Annotated in this window: 16 protein-coding genes; 13 read left to right on the forward strand and 3 right to left on the reverse strand. The window is 46.0% G+C overall.

Annotation, left to right across the window (positions count from 1 at the left end; genetic code table 11):
- The 11 genes from rsxB (at position 1) to HF888_RS08770 (ending at position 9,234) form a co-directional block, all read left to right on the forward strand.
- On the forward strand, positions 1-588 hold the full coding sequence (gene rsxB / locus HF888_RS08720) for an electron transport complex subunit RsxB (RefSeq protein WP_007016928.1): 588 nt from the start codon (positions 1-3) through the stop codon (positions 586-588).
- Positions 585-2,768 (forward strand): electron transport complex subunit RsxC, encoded by a 2,184-nt coding sequence (gene rsxC, locus HF888_RS08725; RefSeq protein WP_007016929.1) that lies wholly within the window; start codon positions 585-587, stop codon positions 2,766-2,768. Before rsxB ends, rsxC begins: the two co-directional genes overlap by 4 nt.
- Positions 2,765-3,817: an electron transport complex subunit RsxD gene (rsxD, locus tag HF888_RS08730; RefSeq protein WP_007016930.1), complete on the forward strand. Its 1,053-nt coding sequence runs from the start codon at positions 2,765-2,767 to the stop codon at positions 3,815-3,817. Before rsxC ends, rsxD begins: the two co-directional genes overlap by 4 nt.
- Positions 3,817-4,560 carry an electron transport complex subunit RsxG gene (gene rsxG, locus HF888_RS08735; protein WP_007016931.1) on the forward strand — a complete coding sequence of 248 codons (744 nt, stop codon included), beginning with the start codon at positions 3,817-3,819 and terminating at the stop codon, positions 4,558-4,560. Before rsxD ends, rsxG begins: the two co-directional genes overlap by 1 nt.
- A complete protein-coding gene (locus HF888_RS08740) occupies positions 4,557-5,270 on the forward strand; it encodes an electron transport complex subunit E (RefSeq protein ID WP_007016932.1) in 714 nt (237 codons plus the stop codon). Before rsxG ends, HF888_RS08740 begins: the two co-directional genes overlap by 4 nt.
- Before the next feature lie 12 nt (positions 5,271-5,282).
- On the forward strand, positions 5,283-5,918 hold the full coding sequence (gene nth / locus HF888_RS08745) for an endonuclease III (RefSeq protein ID WP_007016933.1): 636 nt from the start codon (positions 5,283-5,285) through the stop codon (positions 5,916-5,918).
- 102 nt (positions 5,919-6,020) lie between these two features.
- Complete coding sequence (gene gloA / locus HF888_RS08750) at positions 6,021-6,410, forward strand: lactoylglutathione lyase (RefSeq protein WP_007016934.1); 390 nt, start codon at positions 6,021-6,023, stop codon at positions 6,408-6,410.
- 129 nt (positions 6,411-6,539) lie between these two features.
- A complete protein-coding gene (gene folE2, locus HF888_RS08755; RefSeq protein ID WP_007016935.1) occupies positions 6,540-7,496 on the forward strand; it encodes a GTP cyclohydrolase FolE2 in 957 nt (318 codons plus the stop codon).
- Positions 7,497-7,612: 116 nt separating this feature from the next.
- Complete coding sequence (locus HF888_RS08760) at positions 7,613-8,461, forward strand: 6-carboxytetrahydropterin synthase (RefSeq protein WP_007016936.1); 849 nt, start codon at positions 7,613-7,615, stop codon at positions 8,459-8,461.
- A 13-nt stretch (positions 8,462-8,474) separates the two neighbouring features.
- Positions 8,475-8,909 (forward strand): phosphoribosyl-AMP cyclohydrolase, encoded by a 435-nt coding sequence (hisI, locus tag HF888_RS08765; protein WP_007016937.1) that lies wholly within the window; start codon positions 8,475-8,477, stop codon positions 8,907-8,909.
- A 10-nt stretch (positions 8,910-8,919) separates the two neighbouring features.
- On the forward strand, positions 8,920-9,234 hold the full coding sequence (locus HF888_RS08770; protein WP_007016938.1) for a hypothetical protein: 315 nt from the start codon (positions 8,920-8,922) through the stop codon (positions 9,232-9,234).
- Positions 9,235-9,261: 27 nt separating this feature from the next.
- Here the strand turns inward: HF888_RS08770 and HF888_RS08775 are convergent, their stop codons facing one another.
- Positions 9,262-10,464, reverse strand: coding sequence for a permease (locus HF888_RS08775; RefSeq protein ID WP_007016939.1), 1,203 nt, complete (start codon positions 10,462-10,464; stop codon positions 9,262-9,264).
- 202 nt (positions 10,465-10,666) lie between these two features.
- Between HF888_RS08775 and HF888_RS08780 the strand changes: the two genes are divergently transcribed.
- Entirely contained in the window at positions 10,667-11,791 is a 1,125-nt protein-coding gene (locus HF888_RS08780; protein ID WP_007016940.1) for a porin family protein, read from the forward strand.
- 11 nt (positions 11,792-11,802) lie between these two features.
- Complete coding sequence (locus HF888_RS08785; protein ID WP_007016941.1) at positions 11,803-12,219, forward strand: type 2 periplasmic-binding domain-containing protein; 417 nt, start codon at positions 11,803-11,805, stop codon at positions 12,217-12,219.
- A gap of 83 nt (positions 12,220-12,302) precedes the next feature.
- On the opposite strand, the gene metH is transcribed toward HF888_RS08785, so the two are convergent.
- Complete coding sequence (gene metH, locus HF888_RS08790) at positions 12,303-15,005, reverse strand: methionine synthase (RefSeq protein ID WP_007016942.1); 2,703 nt, start codon at positions 15,003-15,005, stop codon at positions 12,303-12,305.
- A 2-nt stretch (positions 15,006-15,007) separates the two neighbouring features.
- Positions 15,008-16,048 carry a homocysteine S-methyltransferase family protein gene (locus tag HF888_RS16770; RefSeq protein WP_007016943.1) on the reverse strand — a complete coding sequence of 347 codons (1,041 nt, stop codon included), beginning with the start codon at positions 16,046-16,048 and terminating at the stop codon, positions 15,008-15,010.
- Between the last annotated feature and the right edge of the window lie 27 nt (positions 16,049-16,075).

Raw genomic sequence — 16,075 nt, forward strand, 5'->3', positions numbered from 1 at the left:
ATGACTTTAGTATTTGTAGCCATCGCAGCACTGGTTATGCTGTCACTGATCTTCGGGGCCATTCTTGGTTTCGCAAATGTACGCTTTAAAGTGGACGGCAATCCAGTAGTGGATCAGATCGACCAGCTACTGCCGCAGACCCAATGTGGTCAATGTAGCTACCCTGGCTGCCGCCCATATGCAGAAGCCATTGCCGAAGGCGGCGAAAGCATCAATAAATGCCCTCCCGGTGGTGAATCCACTATTCAAGCCATTGCTGATTTACTTGGGGTTGAACCTGAACCACTAGACGCAGAGCACGGTGAAGAAAAAGAAAGCAAAATGGTGGCTGTCATTCGTGAAGACGAATGCATTGGTTGTACTAAATGCATTCAAGCTTGCCCGGTGGACGCCATTTTAGGCGCAGCCAAACAAATGCACACCGTTATAGAAGACGAATGTACTGGCTGTGACCTGTGCCTTGATCCTTGCCCAGTAGACTGTATCGACATGCTGCCAGTTGACCAAGGCATTCAGGCGTGGCGCCCACCATTACCAGCGGACTCCAGTAACAACATCATTGCCACAGATCGAGGTCAAGCTGCATGAACATGATCCACTTTCAGCTGCACGATTTTCACGGTGGCATTCATCCAGACGAAAACAAGCTACAAAGCACTCAACAGGAAATTCGTAAAGCGAATATTCCAAAAGAATTAATCCTGCCTATTGCCCAGCACATCGGTAAAAAAGCCAAACCCATTGTGAATGTCGGCGACTCCGTTTTAAAAGGTCAAGTGATTGCAGAAGCCGATGGTTTTGTTTCGGCAAACTTACACGCTCCCACTTCAGGCACCATTAAAGCCATCGAAGAACGCGTTATTGCTCACCCCTCTGGAATGGGCGATCTTTGCATTATCATTGAAACCGATGGCAAAGATACCTGGATTGAACACAAAGGATTAGACAACCCGCTAGAAACCGATCGCGATACGTTAATCGACATCATTCAGCAATCAGGGATTACTGGCTTGGGCGGTGCGAGCTTCCCCACCCACGTAAAAACCTGTGTACCAGAAGAACGCATTGATACATTGATTCTTAACGCTGCCGAATGTGAGCCTTATATCACCGCGGATGACATGTTGATGCGCAGCTATGCTGATGGTTTAGTCAAAGGCATCGAGCTGCTCTTTCATCTGTATCAACCAGAGAAATGCCTAATTGGTATTGAGGATAATAAACCAGAAGCCATTGAAGCTTTGCAAAAAGCACTGGACGCCACCACTGACGATACTCACAAGATTCATGTAGTCACAATCCCAACCAAGTACCCTAGTGGCGGCGAGAAGCAGTTGATTCAAATTTTGACGGGTAAAGAGGTTCCTGCAAATGGTCTACCAGCGGATATCGGAGTAGCCTGTCAAAACGTGGGAACAGCCTACGCAATCTATGAAGCCATTTATCTAGGCAAACCGTTAATTAAACGCATCACCACAGTCACAGGTGAAGCCGCGAACAACAAAGCCAACTTTGAAACACTATTAGGCACACCGGTTCATCACTTGCTTGAACAAGGCGAAACCGATTTCGACAAAGTACATCGTTTAATTATGGGCGGCCCCATGATGGGCTTCACCCTACAAACCGATGAAGTCCCCGTCGTCAAAAGCACCAACTGCATTATTGCATCGACAGCAAACGAATTGCCCGATCCTGCCATGGAGCAACCGTGTATTCGCTGCGGTATGTGTACCGAGGCTTGCCCTGCTCAGCTACTACCACAGCAACTTTATTGGTTTTCAAAAAGCAGCAACCTAGAACAAGCCGAGCAACATAATATTGCTGACTGTATCGAGTGCGGTGCTTGTGCCTATGTTTGCCCAAGCAACATCCCATTGGTGCAGTACTATCGTCATACCAAAGGCGAGATCAAACAAGCGCAAGCAGACAAGATCAAGAGCGATCGCGCTAAAGAACGCTTCGAAGCTCGCCTTGCTCGTCAAGAGCGTGAAAAGGCAGAAAAAGAAGCGAAACGTAAAGCTCGCGCTGAAGCGGCGGCAAAAAAACAAGCTGAAAAAGCAGCTGCTGCGCCTAAAGGTGACAGCCCTGCAGCAACTACAAATGATACGGCCGCAGAACTTGAAAAGCTGCAAAAGAAATTAGAAGCCAGTAAAGCCGCCATCGCTAAATCTAAAGAAAAATTGGAAGCGGCGAAGGCCGAAGGTTCGGACAAAGTAGAAGCCTTTGAAAAAGCGCTGACTAAATCTCAAGACAAAATGAAAGATTTAGCCAAGCAAATTGCCGAACTGAAAAAGGCACAAAAATCTCAAGGTGCAGCATCCAGTACTGGCGCAGACAAAGGCGATCCTAACTCTCCAGAGCGCCTTAAACAAAAACTGGAAACAGCAAAGGTTCGTCTTGCTACGGCAGAAAAACGCTTAGCAGAAGCGCAAGCCGATACAGAACAAGCGGATAAAGTCGACGCGCTTAAAATTGCTTTAGACAAGCAAAAAGAACGAGTACTCGAAGCAGAAGCCAACTACGAGTCAGGCCTAGAAAAACAACCTGCTTCCACGCAAATAAAAGACACGGCACCCGCCGCCGACAGAGACGCACTCGAGAAAAAAGTATTGGCCGCACAAACCCGCGTCGATAAAGCACAAGAGCGCCTCAACATGGCAATAGAACAAAATCTCGATACCGTAGATGCTTTGCGCACTGGCTTAGAAAAACAGCAAGCCAAATTAGAAGAAGCTCGCAAAGCGCTTGAGGAAACTCCTGCATGATCAATATAAGCTCACCTCATACCACTCGAAAAGGCTCTACGGGCAGTGTCATGCTGCAAGTATTATTGGCTTTGGTTCCGGGTATCATCGCCCTTACTTGGTTTTTCGGTCCAGGCCATTTGATACAGATCGCGATTGCTACCACTACTGCTGTCGCAGCCGAAGCGGCCATCCTAAAGCTTCGCAATAAACCTGTGATCTTTTTCTTAAAGGACTATACCGCTGTCGTTACTGCGTTTCTATTAGCCTTGGCGCTGCCACCCTATTTGCCATACTGGGTAACCATTGTCGCCGCTCTGTCCTCGATAGTTTTTGCTAAACAGCTTTACGGTGGCTTGGGTCAAAATCCATTCAATCCAGCTATGGTGGGTTATGCACTGGTTCTCGTGAGCTTCCCTGTCGCCATGACCACAAGCTGGAGCGGCCCGACAACGTTAATTGATGAAGGCATCAGCTTCTCGCAAGCACTGCAATGGATCTTTGCACAACGTGAAACCTTTGATGCAGTTGCGATGGCAACACCACTGGATGTTTATAAACACGAAGTAGCCAGTCAAACTGGCGCTGAAATTTTAGCTCAACCACTCTTTTCCGGTGCCAGTGGCGATCAACTGGTTCTAGGTTGGGAATGGGTCAGCATTGCCTTTTTAATCGGTGGCCTTTATTTGATGTGGCGTCGCATTTTCACTTGGCATATACCCGGCAGCATGTTGCTTGCTTTATTCCTATGCAGTGTCTTTTTTGGTTGGGATGATGATCTGTACGTGCCAACAACACTGCACATGCTAGCTGGCGCCACCATGCTAGGCGCGTTCTTTATCGCTACCGATCCTGTTAGTGCCAGCACAACACCTTTGGGTAAAATTATTTTTGGCGCTGGCATTGGCATATTGGTTTTCGTTATACGCACATGGGGTGCCTATCCCGACGCGGTGGCCTTCGCGGTTCTACTGATGAACTTCGCTGCTCCGTTCATCGACCAGTACACTCAACCTCGCACCTATGGACATAAAAAAGCCAAGCGCGGCTTGCACCCAGGAGATCAATAATGACTGAGCAAGCTGATTTAACTCTAGGACAATCCATTGCTAAAAATGCGATAGGGCTAGCCCTATTTGCCATGGTCACCGCGGGCACCATTGCTTTAGTACAACTCAATACAAAAGACGTTGTCGCGCACAATATCGAGATGGCCGAAGCAAAGGCGCTCTACGAAATCGTACCGGAAAGCAATGTCGACAATGATTTGCTTAATGACACACTGGCGTTGAAATCAGAGAGCAGCAAGAAGTCCCTTCACGTTGATCTACTTGGTCCGATCAGTGAAAAATCAAAAGCGCACTTTGCGAAACAAGATGGCAAAATTCAGACCGTGATATTGCCGGTGGTCGCACCGAATGGGTACACACAAGCCATACAGCTTTTAGTCGGTATTAATATGGATGGCACGATTGCGGGTGTACGAGTGGTCGACCACAAAGAAACACCTGGACTCGGTGATAAAGTGGAACTTAAAAAATCCAAATGGATATTAAGCTTCAACGGCAAATCATTAGAAATGCCCGTTATTGAAAAATGGGCTGTGAAAAAAGATGGCGGTGCCTTCGATCAATTTACGGGTGCCACCATTACTCCGCGCGCGGTAGTCGAGGCGGTAAAACTTAGCCTTGAGTTCTTCGATAAGTACCAAGAGCAACTGATTTCGCTTTATCAAGAACAACGCATGCAACAATCACAAATTCAACAATCACCCAATCAGCAATCCAATGGCACTGATGGAGCCCAAGCATGAGCAGCAAAACACTCGGCCAAATCAGTAAAGAAGGTTTATGGGTAAACAACCCAGCCCTAGTTCAACTATTAGGGCTTTGCCCATTGCTTGCAGTAACCGGCACAGTGGTCAATGCTATCGGCTTGGGCTTAGCAACCATGCTCGTTTTAGTGGGCTCCAACCTAAGTGTTTCATTAGTTCGTAACTACGTGCCTTCAGCGGTTCGTCTACCGGCGTTTGTTATGATCATTGCATCATTCGTAACCTGTACCGAACTGCTCATGCAAGCCTATACCTACGAGCTGTATACCGTATTGGGGATTTTCATTCCTTTAATCGTAACCAACTGTGCGATTCTTGGCCGCGCCGATGCGTTTGCCGCGAAGAATCCAATCATCCCATCGGTGGTTGATGGTTTCATGATGGCACTAGGTTTTGCGGTAGTATTAATCATTCTAGGTGCCATGCGCGAAGTCATTGGCCAAGGCACTCTGTTTGCCGACATGGACTTACTATTAGGTGAGGCAGCCAGCGACTGGAAGATCGAAGTTTTCAAAGATTATCCAGACTTCCTATTTGCCATTCTGCCTCCGGGTGCGTTTGTTGGAATGGGCTTATTAATTGCCATCAAAAACGTGATCGACAAAAACATTGAAGAACGCGCCGCACGTGCAAAAGAACCAGTACAAGCAGGCAGTAAGCGGGTTCGTGTAACCGGAAAAATCTCTTAAGCCAATCCGATTATGAACAAAGATAAACGCACTGAAATCTTTACACGCTTAAGAGACAACAACCCTCAGCCGGAAACGGAGCTGGAATACAGCTCCCCTTTCGAGTTATTGGTTGCCGTCACGCTATCAGCACAAGCCACCGACGTTAGCGTCAACAAAGCCACGCGAAAATTATTCCCTGTCGCCAATACTCCAGAAAGTATTTACGCGTTAGGTGAAGAAGGTTTAAAGGAATACATCAAAACCATTGGCCTATTTAACAGCAAAGCCAAAAACGTGGTAGCCATGTGCAAAATCCTAATGGAAAAGCACAACTCTCAAGTTCCAGAAACACGAGACGAATTAGTGGCACTGCCCGGCGTCGGACGAAAAACGGCTAACGTGGTGCTAAATACCGCCTTTAATCAAATTGCAATGGCAGTGGACACACACATCTTCCGTGTCAGCAATCGAACCAAAATTGCACCAGGCAAAGATGTACTAGAAGTGGAAAAGCGTTTGATTCGCCTAGTACCAAAAGAATTCCTCATGGACGCCCACCATTGGCTTATATTACATGGCCGCTATGTTTGCACCGCACGCAAACCCAAATGTGGTTCTTGCACTATTGAAGATTTGTGTGAATTTAAAGAAAAGATTTTAGATTAGATTAGTTTATTCAATCAAACCCATTAATAATTCCCACAAGCCTTACCACCCTGACCTCTGCTAAAATGCCAGCCACATTCGGATAATTAGGGTACGAAATCTATGCGCATCCTCCACACTATGCTTCGCGTCGGTAATCTAGACAAATCCATTGAGTTCTATACGGACGTATTGGGAATGAAGCTATTGCGTAAGCACGACAACGAGCAATACAAATACACGCTCGCTTTTGTCGGTTACGATACTGAAGACAAAACCGCAGTATTAGAACTGACCTATAACTGGGACACCAGCGAATACGATTTGGGCGAAGGTTATGGCCACATCGCTATCGGCTGCGAGGATATCTACAAAACCTGCGACCTAATTCGCGAGCGAGGCGGTATCATCAGCCGTGAACCAGGCCCGGTGAAAGGCGGAACAACTGAAATCGCTTTCGTGAAAGACCCAGATGGATACGCTATAGAATTGATTCAAACCGATAAAGCTTGATATTCCAATATTCGGCACAACAATATGTTCCAGTATAACCTGAGTAAAACACTCAGGCTTTATTGTTTCCCATGGCCCTATGAGCTAACATAGCGCCCCTTATTAGTGGTACTAAAGTAAGAACGTTTTATGAGTGACAAACGCCAGAACGAAATGCCAGATGTGGCGGCCAGCCAAGCTCCGCAAGTCAACGGCACATTGAATTGGGTCGGCATGAACCGTATTGCCTTGCCTGTAATGTTACGTGATAGCCAGCTTGGTGACTCCAAGGTTGATGCGTTTGTGCAGACCTACGTAAACATATGCAATGAGAACGTAAAAGGCATTCATATGTCTCGCCTTTATCTTCTACTAGCAAAGTTCTCAGACGAACAGGTATTGAGCGCTGGCAACTTACGTGAATTTCTAACGCACATGCTAGACAGCCATGAAGATATTAGCGATCGAGCGACGCTTCACTTTTCGTTCGATTATGTCATTCAACGTAAAGCTCTTAAAAGTCAGTTCTCTGGCTGGAAAGACTACCCTACCGAAATCAAAGCGACTCTAGAAGAAGGCGGCAATGTTGCTATAGAGCTAGCGGTACACGTTCCTTACTCTTCTACCTGCCCTTGCTCTGCAGCGTTAGCGCGTCAATTGATCCAAGAGCAGTTTGCCAAAGATTTCGGCGATCGCACTGATCTTTCAAGCGAGGAAGTACAAGCTTGGATTCGTAGCGATAAAGGCACATTCGCCACACCACACAGCCAACGCAGTATCGCTAAAGTATGGGTGAAGTTGGACCAACAAACTCAAGACTTCCCAATCACAGAACTGATCGAACACATTGAGCAAGCTCTACAGACGCCAGTACAAACGGCGGTAAAACGCGAAGATGAACAAGAATTCGCACGCCTAAACGGTCACAACCTAATGTTCTGCGAAGACGCAGCTCGCCGTGCTAAAAATGCGCTTAACCAGCAAGAAGGTTTATACAAAGACTTTTGGCTGCGAATTGAGCACCTTGAAAGCCTTCACGCTCACGATGCCGTTGCCATCGCAACAAAAGGCATTCAAGGCGGTTACGAGCCACTACTGTCTCGATAATACCCTTATGACCGAAGCGGTTAACAGTAAGCCGATGTGAAAGCATCGGCTTTTGTTAGCCGCTTTTTTGATTATCCTTTATACTCATTGCAGTTTTTAAATCGCAGGTGCACCCGGTGAAATTATTTGTCGACAACCTCACCAACGTAGACGTTTCCTATTTAGACGCGAATCGCGGATTAGTAGGCGAATCTTGGCTAACTGGCATCATGCTAGATGGCAAGCTAGACCAGCAAAGCATGATCTGCGACTTTGGCATCGTAAAGCGCAATGCTAAGCAATGGTTAGATGAAAACATTGACCATCGCTTGGTTATTCCATCACAAATGCCAGGACTTCACATCGAAGAACACGACACTCAAATTACCGTGCGTTGCCCTCACCCTACCGGTGGAGAATTTGTTTGCACTGCACCGCAGCAAGCCTTTTGTTTTATAGACTGCGATGAGATCAATAATCAGAACGTGGCAGAATGGCTAAGCAAAGAACTAAGCAGCACCATTCCTGGTGACATTGCCAACCTGACTATAAGTTTGCAAAACGAAATGATTGGTGGCGCTTATTATCATTACAGCCACGGCCTTAAAAAACACGATGGCAACTGCCAACGTATTGCTCATGGTCACCGCTCAAAGATTGAGATTTTCGTTGATGGCGCGCGTCAGCCAGAACTCGAAAAAGAGTGGGCACAAAAATGGCAGGATATTTATGTCGGCACATTAGAAGACCTACACAATACAACAAGCATTCACGACATTGAGCATTATCATTACCGTTACGAAGCACCACAGGGTAAATTTGATTTAACCTTACCCACTAGCGTTTGCTACAACATGGACTCGGATACTACGGTAGAACAAATCGCACGTCATATTGCGAAAACCTTATTAGAATCTGGCCACACAGTGACAGTGAAAGCATTTGAAGGCGTAGGCAAAGGTGCCATCGCCGCATATGAACAATAATTAAGTGACACACATGAGTAACTTTTTAAAATCCATTGAAGGCGAAGATCAAGGTCTAAAAGCAGACTTGGATAAGGCCCTAGTATCCTTAAAATACAACCAAGACGGTTTAATCCCTGCCATCGCGCAGCAGCATGATACGGGCGAGGTACTCATGATGGCTTGGATGAATGAAGCAGCCATTCGCGAAACCCTAGAGACAGGACATGTTTGCTATTGGTCTCGCTCACGAAATCAGTATTGGCGCAAAGGTGAAAGCTCTGGTAACCAACAAATATTGGTCTCACTCAATGTCGACTGTGACGGTGATACCTTATTGGTTAAAGTAGATCAAACAGGGGCTGCCTGCCACACTGGCAGACGTGATTGTTTTTACAACGAAATTACGAAAGATGGTCTTTCCATCATTAAAGACCCAATACAAGATCCAAATAGTCTATATAAGTAATGTTAAACATTTGAAAAAACTGCCAAGCAAGAAGCAACGGCGCGCCCAATTAGATAAAGAGATAGAAAACTACCTCAATCACGGCGGCCAGATCGATAAAGTACCTCAGGGGACCAGCGGCAGGGAAAACCCTGAGGCTGCTCTTCTGCCCGTACTTTTCGCAGAAAAGGCGCACCTAAGAACAGATGCCAGACCTGCTTTGCAGCAGTTAGATACGCGCAAGAATAAGAAAAAACTTCCCCCACGCCATAAAGCACGCAGAAAGAAAAAACCCATCTATGACGACTTTGGCGAAATCCTAAGATGGGTTTGGGATGACAAATAGAATCGTCTTCACACTGAAGATGTAGTTTTACATCGAATTCATTATCCAGCCAATGAACATGACTTGCGGCACCGTGACCAACGGTAAGAACAACGCAATTTTCCAGCTCTTAGTTGTATCCTTTAGCGCCATAATTTCTGTGTAATCGGTAGCCGCTCCTGCCATCAAAAACACAAAACCATTACCTGGTGCTCTAGCTCGATTAACCAAATCTGCGGCAATCGGTGAAGAGCCTTCACTACATACTTCGATTAAGGTGGTTGCCAATAAGGTTAAGAACAAACCGCCAATGGTCGCACCAAACCAAGTGCCAAATGTCGATGGATCAACAAATGCACGAACGACTGAAACAAGAACGATACCAAACAGCAACCAACGCAGGACCATTTTGGATTCTTTTAGACCACCCCAAATCAAATCGATGGTGCCTTTTACACTATAGGTCTGGCCTTTCATTTGTTTTTTCACTTCAGGCCATAATTTGTAGTCGGTTGGCTGTGTCACTTCGTGAGGGTTGCTTGGCAAGACCTCTCTTTTCACCAACAGATCAAAGATAATTCCACTGATCCAAGCGATCACCATGGAAAACACAATAAACGCCAAGGTCCACTTAAGCCCAATCAACGCAACCAACACCAGTGTCAGCGTTAATGAATTCCATGGACTGGCGATCAAAAATGCCATGGTTTGCCCAAGACTAGCCCCTTTACGATATAGGCCCATGCCCACCATAAGAATACCGTGATTGCACAAGTCCAACATCAGACCTGCAATCGTAGCCCGAACCACGCCGCGCTTAGAACCAGGCTTGCCAAGTACCGACATCACCATGGCATTGGGAATTCGCCCCAACACACCCACTGCGATGGCACCCAACAACACCCCCCACCACATGGTATTCACCATTTCGAAACTGGTATGCGACAAGGTGCCATAGGTGGAGTCCATATCCATACCCAAAAGCAAATGAGAGGTATAAAAAACAATAACCGCTATGGCTGAACCCCATAGCAGCCAATCGGTTTTTTCGTCAGGCACAGAGCAACAACTGGCGACAGCTTCTTCATGATTGTGCTGCGCCGAATCCCCGCCACTATGGCAAGATGGTTCAATGACTTCTTCTTTCTTGCCAGCACAGCATGAGGATGATGTTTCGGTTTCACTCTTTTCTAAAGAGTCAGATTTAGAGCAACAACCGGATGATGCCACTTCTTCTTTTCTATCCGTCATATATCAACCTAAGCGAATCACGAACACCATGTAACAGCTAAAATTATACGACAGAGCTTGTTCTTTTCATACCACGCACATCAATATACGTCTAAGTAAGCCAACCTAAACTCATTGCACTCCCTTACAACACCCATGATTTGTGCAATCAATACTCCTGTACTTTACTTAAGGGACCAAAACTGGACTGGGAGACCCCCAAATGATAAAAAAACTCGCACTTTTATCCGCCTTGCTAGGCATATTTCTGCCCGCGGCTCAGGCAGAGGTCACAATCAATGGCTTTGCCTCCGTGGTCAGTGGTATTGATTTAGAGGATGACGGTAATCCAACCAACGATTACGGAAGTCGTACCGTAGATAACCTTCAAGAATCTAAGGTCGCTTTACAATGGACTGCCGATCTAGGTGATGGCATGCGCTTTGTTGGTCAAACTATGGCCCGCGGCAATAGCTCTGACGGATTTGTTCTCAATTACGATTGGGCATATTTCGACTTTAATGTGGGTGATTCAGGTAAACTGAAGTTTGGTCGCCTTCGCATTCCGTTCTACAAGTATTCTGACTATCTCGATGTGGGCTATGCCTATCATTGGATAGCCCCGCCTAAGTCCATGTATAGCCTAGCATTTTCTAACGTAGATGGTATTGGCTATCAGCAAAACTTTGTCACTGGCGGTATTGAACATTCAATAAATGCAGTACTAGGTCGATATCAGGGTACCTTACAATTAGGTGGGAATGACGCTCCGGGGGATTTACAGAATCTTATCGCCATCAACTATTCAGTCACCGCTGGTAATCATGAGTTTTATGCGGCATATGCTCAAGCTGATACATATATAACAACACCATTCACTGCTCGTGATCAGGCGCTCGATGGGGATTTAGGTCGTTTTTTGGGTGCAGGCTATAAAGGTTCTTTCGGTCCCATTGGTTTATTCGCAGAGGCATCTCAGGTGACTGTTGATGATTCTATTCTACAAGACTCAACAGGTTACTACCTAGGTGGCAGCTATACATTGGGCGACATGGTATACCACATCACCTATGAAGCCGAAGAGGATGAGGGTAAAACATATGCAAATGCGGGAACAACGTTAGTTGCTAAAAATTTAGGAAACCGAAGCTCTGAAGGCGAGGCATCAACCATAACATTAGGCGTGCGAAAAGACATAGGCATGACCACAGCTGTTAAATTTGAAATAAGCTCATACACCGAGGATAGATATCAAGGAAATACCAGCAATCCTCCCACTAGCTTAGCCACAGCCAAGTCCGAGCAAAAAGCACTGCTATTGCGTGCTGCCGTTGAGACCATGTTCTAGGAGGTAAAATCATGAAATATTTTATTGCACTGGTTATTCTTACCTCTTCGTTTTTTGCGTCGACGGTTAGCGCAGAAGTCGAGGTCATCGTCCATCCGAGCAATGGCGCTGCGTTAGATAAAGACGTCGTACAACGTATATATTTAGGTAAAACCCGGGCGTTTCCCGGTGGTGGCGAAGCTGTACCCATTACTTTGCCGGAAGGCTCTCCTGCGAACGCAGATTTTACGCAAAACTTTCTAGCAAAGTCGCCAAAACAGTTGAAATCATATTGGGCAAAAATGGTTTTCACCGGTAAAGGAACACCTCCACGTGAAGTCGCCAGTGCCGCTGAAATGGTAAAACTGATTGCCAGCAACCCAAGCTTGATTGGTTTCGTGCCAGCAGGATCGGCCGACGGTTCTGTTAAGGTTGTTTTGAAAAATTAATTTTTTTCAGTACATTTAAAGACAAAGCCCCTGATAGTTTTAACCATCAGGGGCTTTTTAGTGTTTTACTATTACAAACCCGATCAGTCGTCGTATCCCAGAGCAGGACGCAACCAGCGCTCTGCAACATCCAAATCCCACGATTTACGTTCAGCATAATCTTGCACCTGATCTTTATCGATCTTACCCAGCGCAAAATAACGAGCTTCCGGATGGGCAAAGTACCAACCACTCACCGAAGACGCTGGCGTCATGGCATAGCTGTCGGTTAATTTTGCTCCGATCTCTTGTTCTGCGTCGAGAATGTTAAACAACGTGGTTTTTTCGCTATGCTCAGGACAAGCAGGATAACCCGGCGCCGGACGAATACCTTGATAGCTTTCCGAAATCAGCTCTTGATTTGAGAAGTTCTCTTCAGGCGCATAACCCCAATGCTGCTTGCGTACTTCTTCATGCAACAGTTCCGCAAAGGCTTCTGCAAAACGGTCTGCCAATGCTTTCACCATAATGGCATTGTAGTCATCAAGCTTGTCTTCATAAGACTTAGCCAACTCATCAGCACCTTTACAGGTGACAACGAAAGCCCCCATGTAATCATTAACGCCAGAAGACTTCGGCGCCACAAAATCCGCCAATGAACGATACGCACGCCCTTCTGGACGTAATGTTTGCTGACGCAAGTGATTGAGAACGGCTATCGGCTCTTGTCTATCATCATTGGAATAAAGCTCTGTTTGATCTTGCTCAATACCAGACGCTGGGAACATGCCATAAACGGCATGACAAGATAGTTTCTTGTTGGCAATAATGTCATCCAACATGGCATTGGCATCTTTAAACAATTTCGTGGCTTCTTCGCCCACGACTTTGTCTTCAAGAATACCCGGATACTTACCATGCAATTCCCAGGTAATAAAGAATGGCGTCCAATCAAAATACTCGCGAATTTTTTCTAACGGATAATCTTGAATTACCTGCTTACCTAATTGATTCGGCACAACGGGCTGGTAATTAGACCAATCGATTTGTACAGCGTTATCGCGCGCCGTAGCGACTTCTGCAAACGCTTTTTGACCACGCTTACGCGCATTTTTCGCTCGCACATCGATGTATTCATCACGCAGTTTTTGAACAAAATCGTTTTCTGTTTTCGATAATAATGCAGACGCTACCGGAACGGATTTCGACGCATCCAATACGTGTACCGTTGGTGCATCATATTCTGGCTCGATCTTCACTGCCGTATGAACTTTAGACGTCGTTGCACCACCGATTAACAATGGTTGCTTCATACCGCGTTGCTGCATCATCTTGGCAACGGTGACCATTTCATCTAATGACGGTGTGATTAAGCCAGACAAACCAATGATATCGGCATTGTGTTTTTCCGCCGCATCTAAGATGTCTTCTGGTGGAACCATTACACCCAAATCAACCACTTCGTAGTTATTACAAGAAAGTACAACACCAACAATGTTCTTACCGATATCGTGCACATCGCCTTTTACGGTGGCCATAATGATCACGCCATTATTTTCACCTTCGTTACCTGACAGGCGTTTTTCTTCTTCAATGTACGGCAGCAAATACGCTACCGCCTTTTTCATTACACGGGCACTTTTTACGACTTGAGGAAGGAACATTTTACCGGCACCAAATAAATCGCCGACCACGTTCATACCTTCCATCAAAGGACCCTCAATAACCTCAATCGGTTTATTGGCCGCTTGACGGGCTTCTTCGGTGTCTTCTTCGATGAATTCGGTAATGCCTTTTACCAACGCATGGGTAATGCGCTCTTGCAAAGAACCTTCACGCCATTTCAGTTTGTCGCTTTCTTTTTCCGTAGCGCCCTGAGCTTTTACAGACTCAGCAAATTCAACTAAGCGCTCAGCAGCATCTTCACGACGATTTAGAATAACATCTTCAACGTGCTCTAGAAGATCCTTCGGAATATCATCATAAATGGTCAACATGCCCGCATTCACGATGGCCATGTCCATGCCGTTTTTAATAGCGTGGTACAAGAACACAGAGTGCATGGCTTCACGCACAGTATCGTTACCGCGGAATGAGAAAGAGACGTTAGACAAACCGCCAGATACTTTGGCGCCAGGTAGGTTTTCTTTGATCCATTTAGTTGCGGCAAAGAAATCCACACAATAATGGTCGTGTTCGGGAATACCCGTAGCAACGGGGAAGATGTTCGGATCGAATACAATGTCTTGTGGTGGGAAGCCTACTTTATCGACTAGAACATCATAAGAGCGTTTACAAATTTCAATTCGACGTTCATAAGTATCAGCCTGACCTTTTTCATCAAAGGCCATCACCACAACCGCAGCACCGTACATTTTAATCCGTTCGGCATGCTTCACGAACTCCTCTTCCCCTTCTTTCAAGGAAATGGAGTTCACAATGGCTTTACCCTGAACGCACTTTAAACCTTCTTCGATGATTTCCCATTTTGAGCTATCAATCATAAAAGGTACGCGAGCCACATCAGGCTCAGCTGCTAATAAATTCAAATAACGCTTCATGGCAGCCACACCATCTAGCATGGCGTCGTCCATATTAACGTCGATAATTTGCGCGCCGTCTTCTACTTGAGCACGAGCAACATCGACGGCCTCCTCGTAGTTTTCTTCTTGAATTAAGCGAGCAAATTTTCGCGAACCGGTTACGTTACTTCGCTCACCGACATTCACAAAACCTGTAGTCTCATTAACGATTAAAGTCTCTAGACCACTTAGCACCATATCAGGGACGTTTTTCTTCTGCGTCATAATTATTTACCTCCCTGAAGTTTTTGCTCAAAGGCTTCAGTAAATGGACGAGGCTTATATTCATCCGCCAGCTTTTTCAACGCAGCAATATGGGCTGGCGTTGTACCACAGCAACCACCAATAATATTGACATGACCTTCACTTAAAAACGGACGTACTTGTTCAGCCATTTGTTCGGCAGTTTGATCATACTCGCCAAACTCGTTAGGCAAACCGGCATTAGGGTGGGCAGAGATCATACAGGTTGCATTTTTATCTAACAGTTTGATATGCGGCAACATGTCGTCGGCACCAAGAGCACAATTCAAACCAATGCTGAATAAATTACCGTGCATCAGTGAAACCCAAAAAGCTTCTGCGGTCTGGCCAGACAAGGTTCGACCGCTGGCATCAGTAATGGTACCGCTGACCATTACTGGCATTTCAATATTGCGTTCACGCTTCATTTCTAGGCAAGCAAACACGGCAGCTTTTGCATTTAAAGTATCAAATACCGTTTCCACCATAATGATATCGATACCGCCATCGACCAATGCTTCTGCTGCATCTTTGTAGGCCTTAACCAAATCATCAAAGGTCACCAAGCGCATTCCCGGGTCGTTAACATCGGGAGAGATGGATGCGGTACGGTTGGTCGGTCCAAGGCAACCTACTACGTAGCGAGGTTGTTCAGGCGTCTTCGCCGTCCACTTATCCGCACTACGGCGAGCGCACTGTGCGGCTTCATAATTAATTTGATAGACGGCGTGTTCAAGATTGTAATCGGCTTGGGCAATAGTGGTACCGCTAAACGCATTTGTGCATGCGAAGTCCGCACCTATTTCAAAGAAACTATCGTGTATTTCTTCGATAATATCTGGGCGAGTAATGGACAATAAATCGTTGTTTCCCTTTAGTGGGCTTGGGTGATCATCAAAATGACCTTTGCGAAAGTCATCTTCATCTAGGTCGTATTGCTGGATAGATGTGCCCATAGCACCATCGAGAACCATAATACGCTCTCGTAGGGTTTTATATAATTGCTCGTACTTCGATTGGGTCATAACTGCGCCGATTAACTACTGATAATG

The sequence above is a fragment of the Bermanella marisrubri genome (assembly GCF_012295615.1).
Taxonomy (GTDB): Bacteria; Pseudomonadota; Gammaproteobacteria; order Pseudomonadales; family Oceanobacteraceae; genus Bermanella; species Bermanella marisrubri.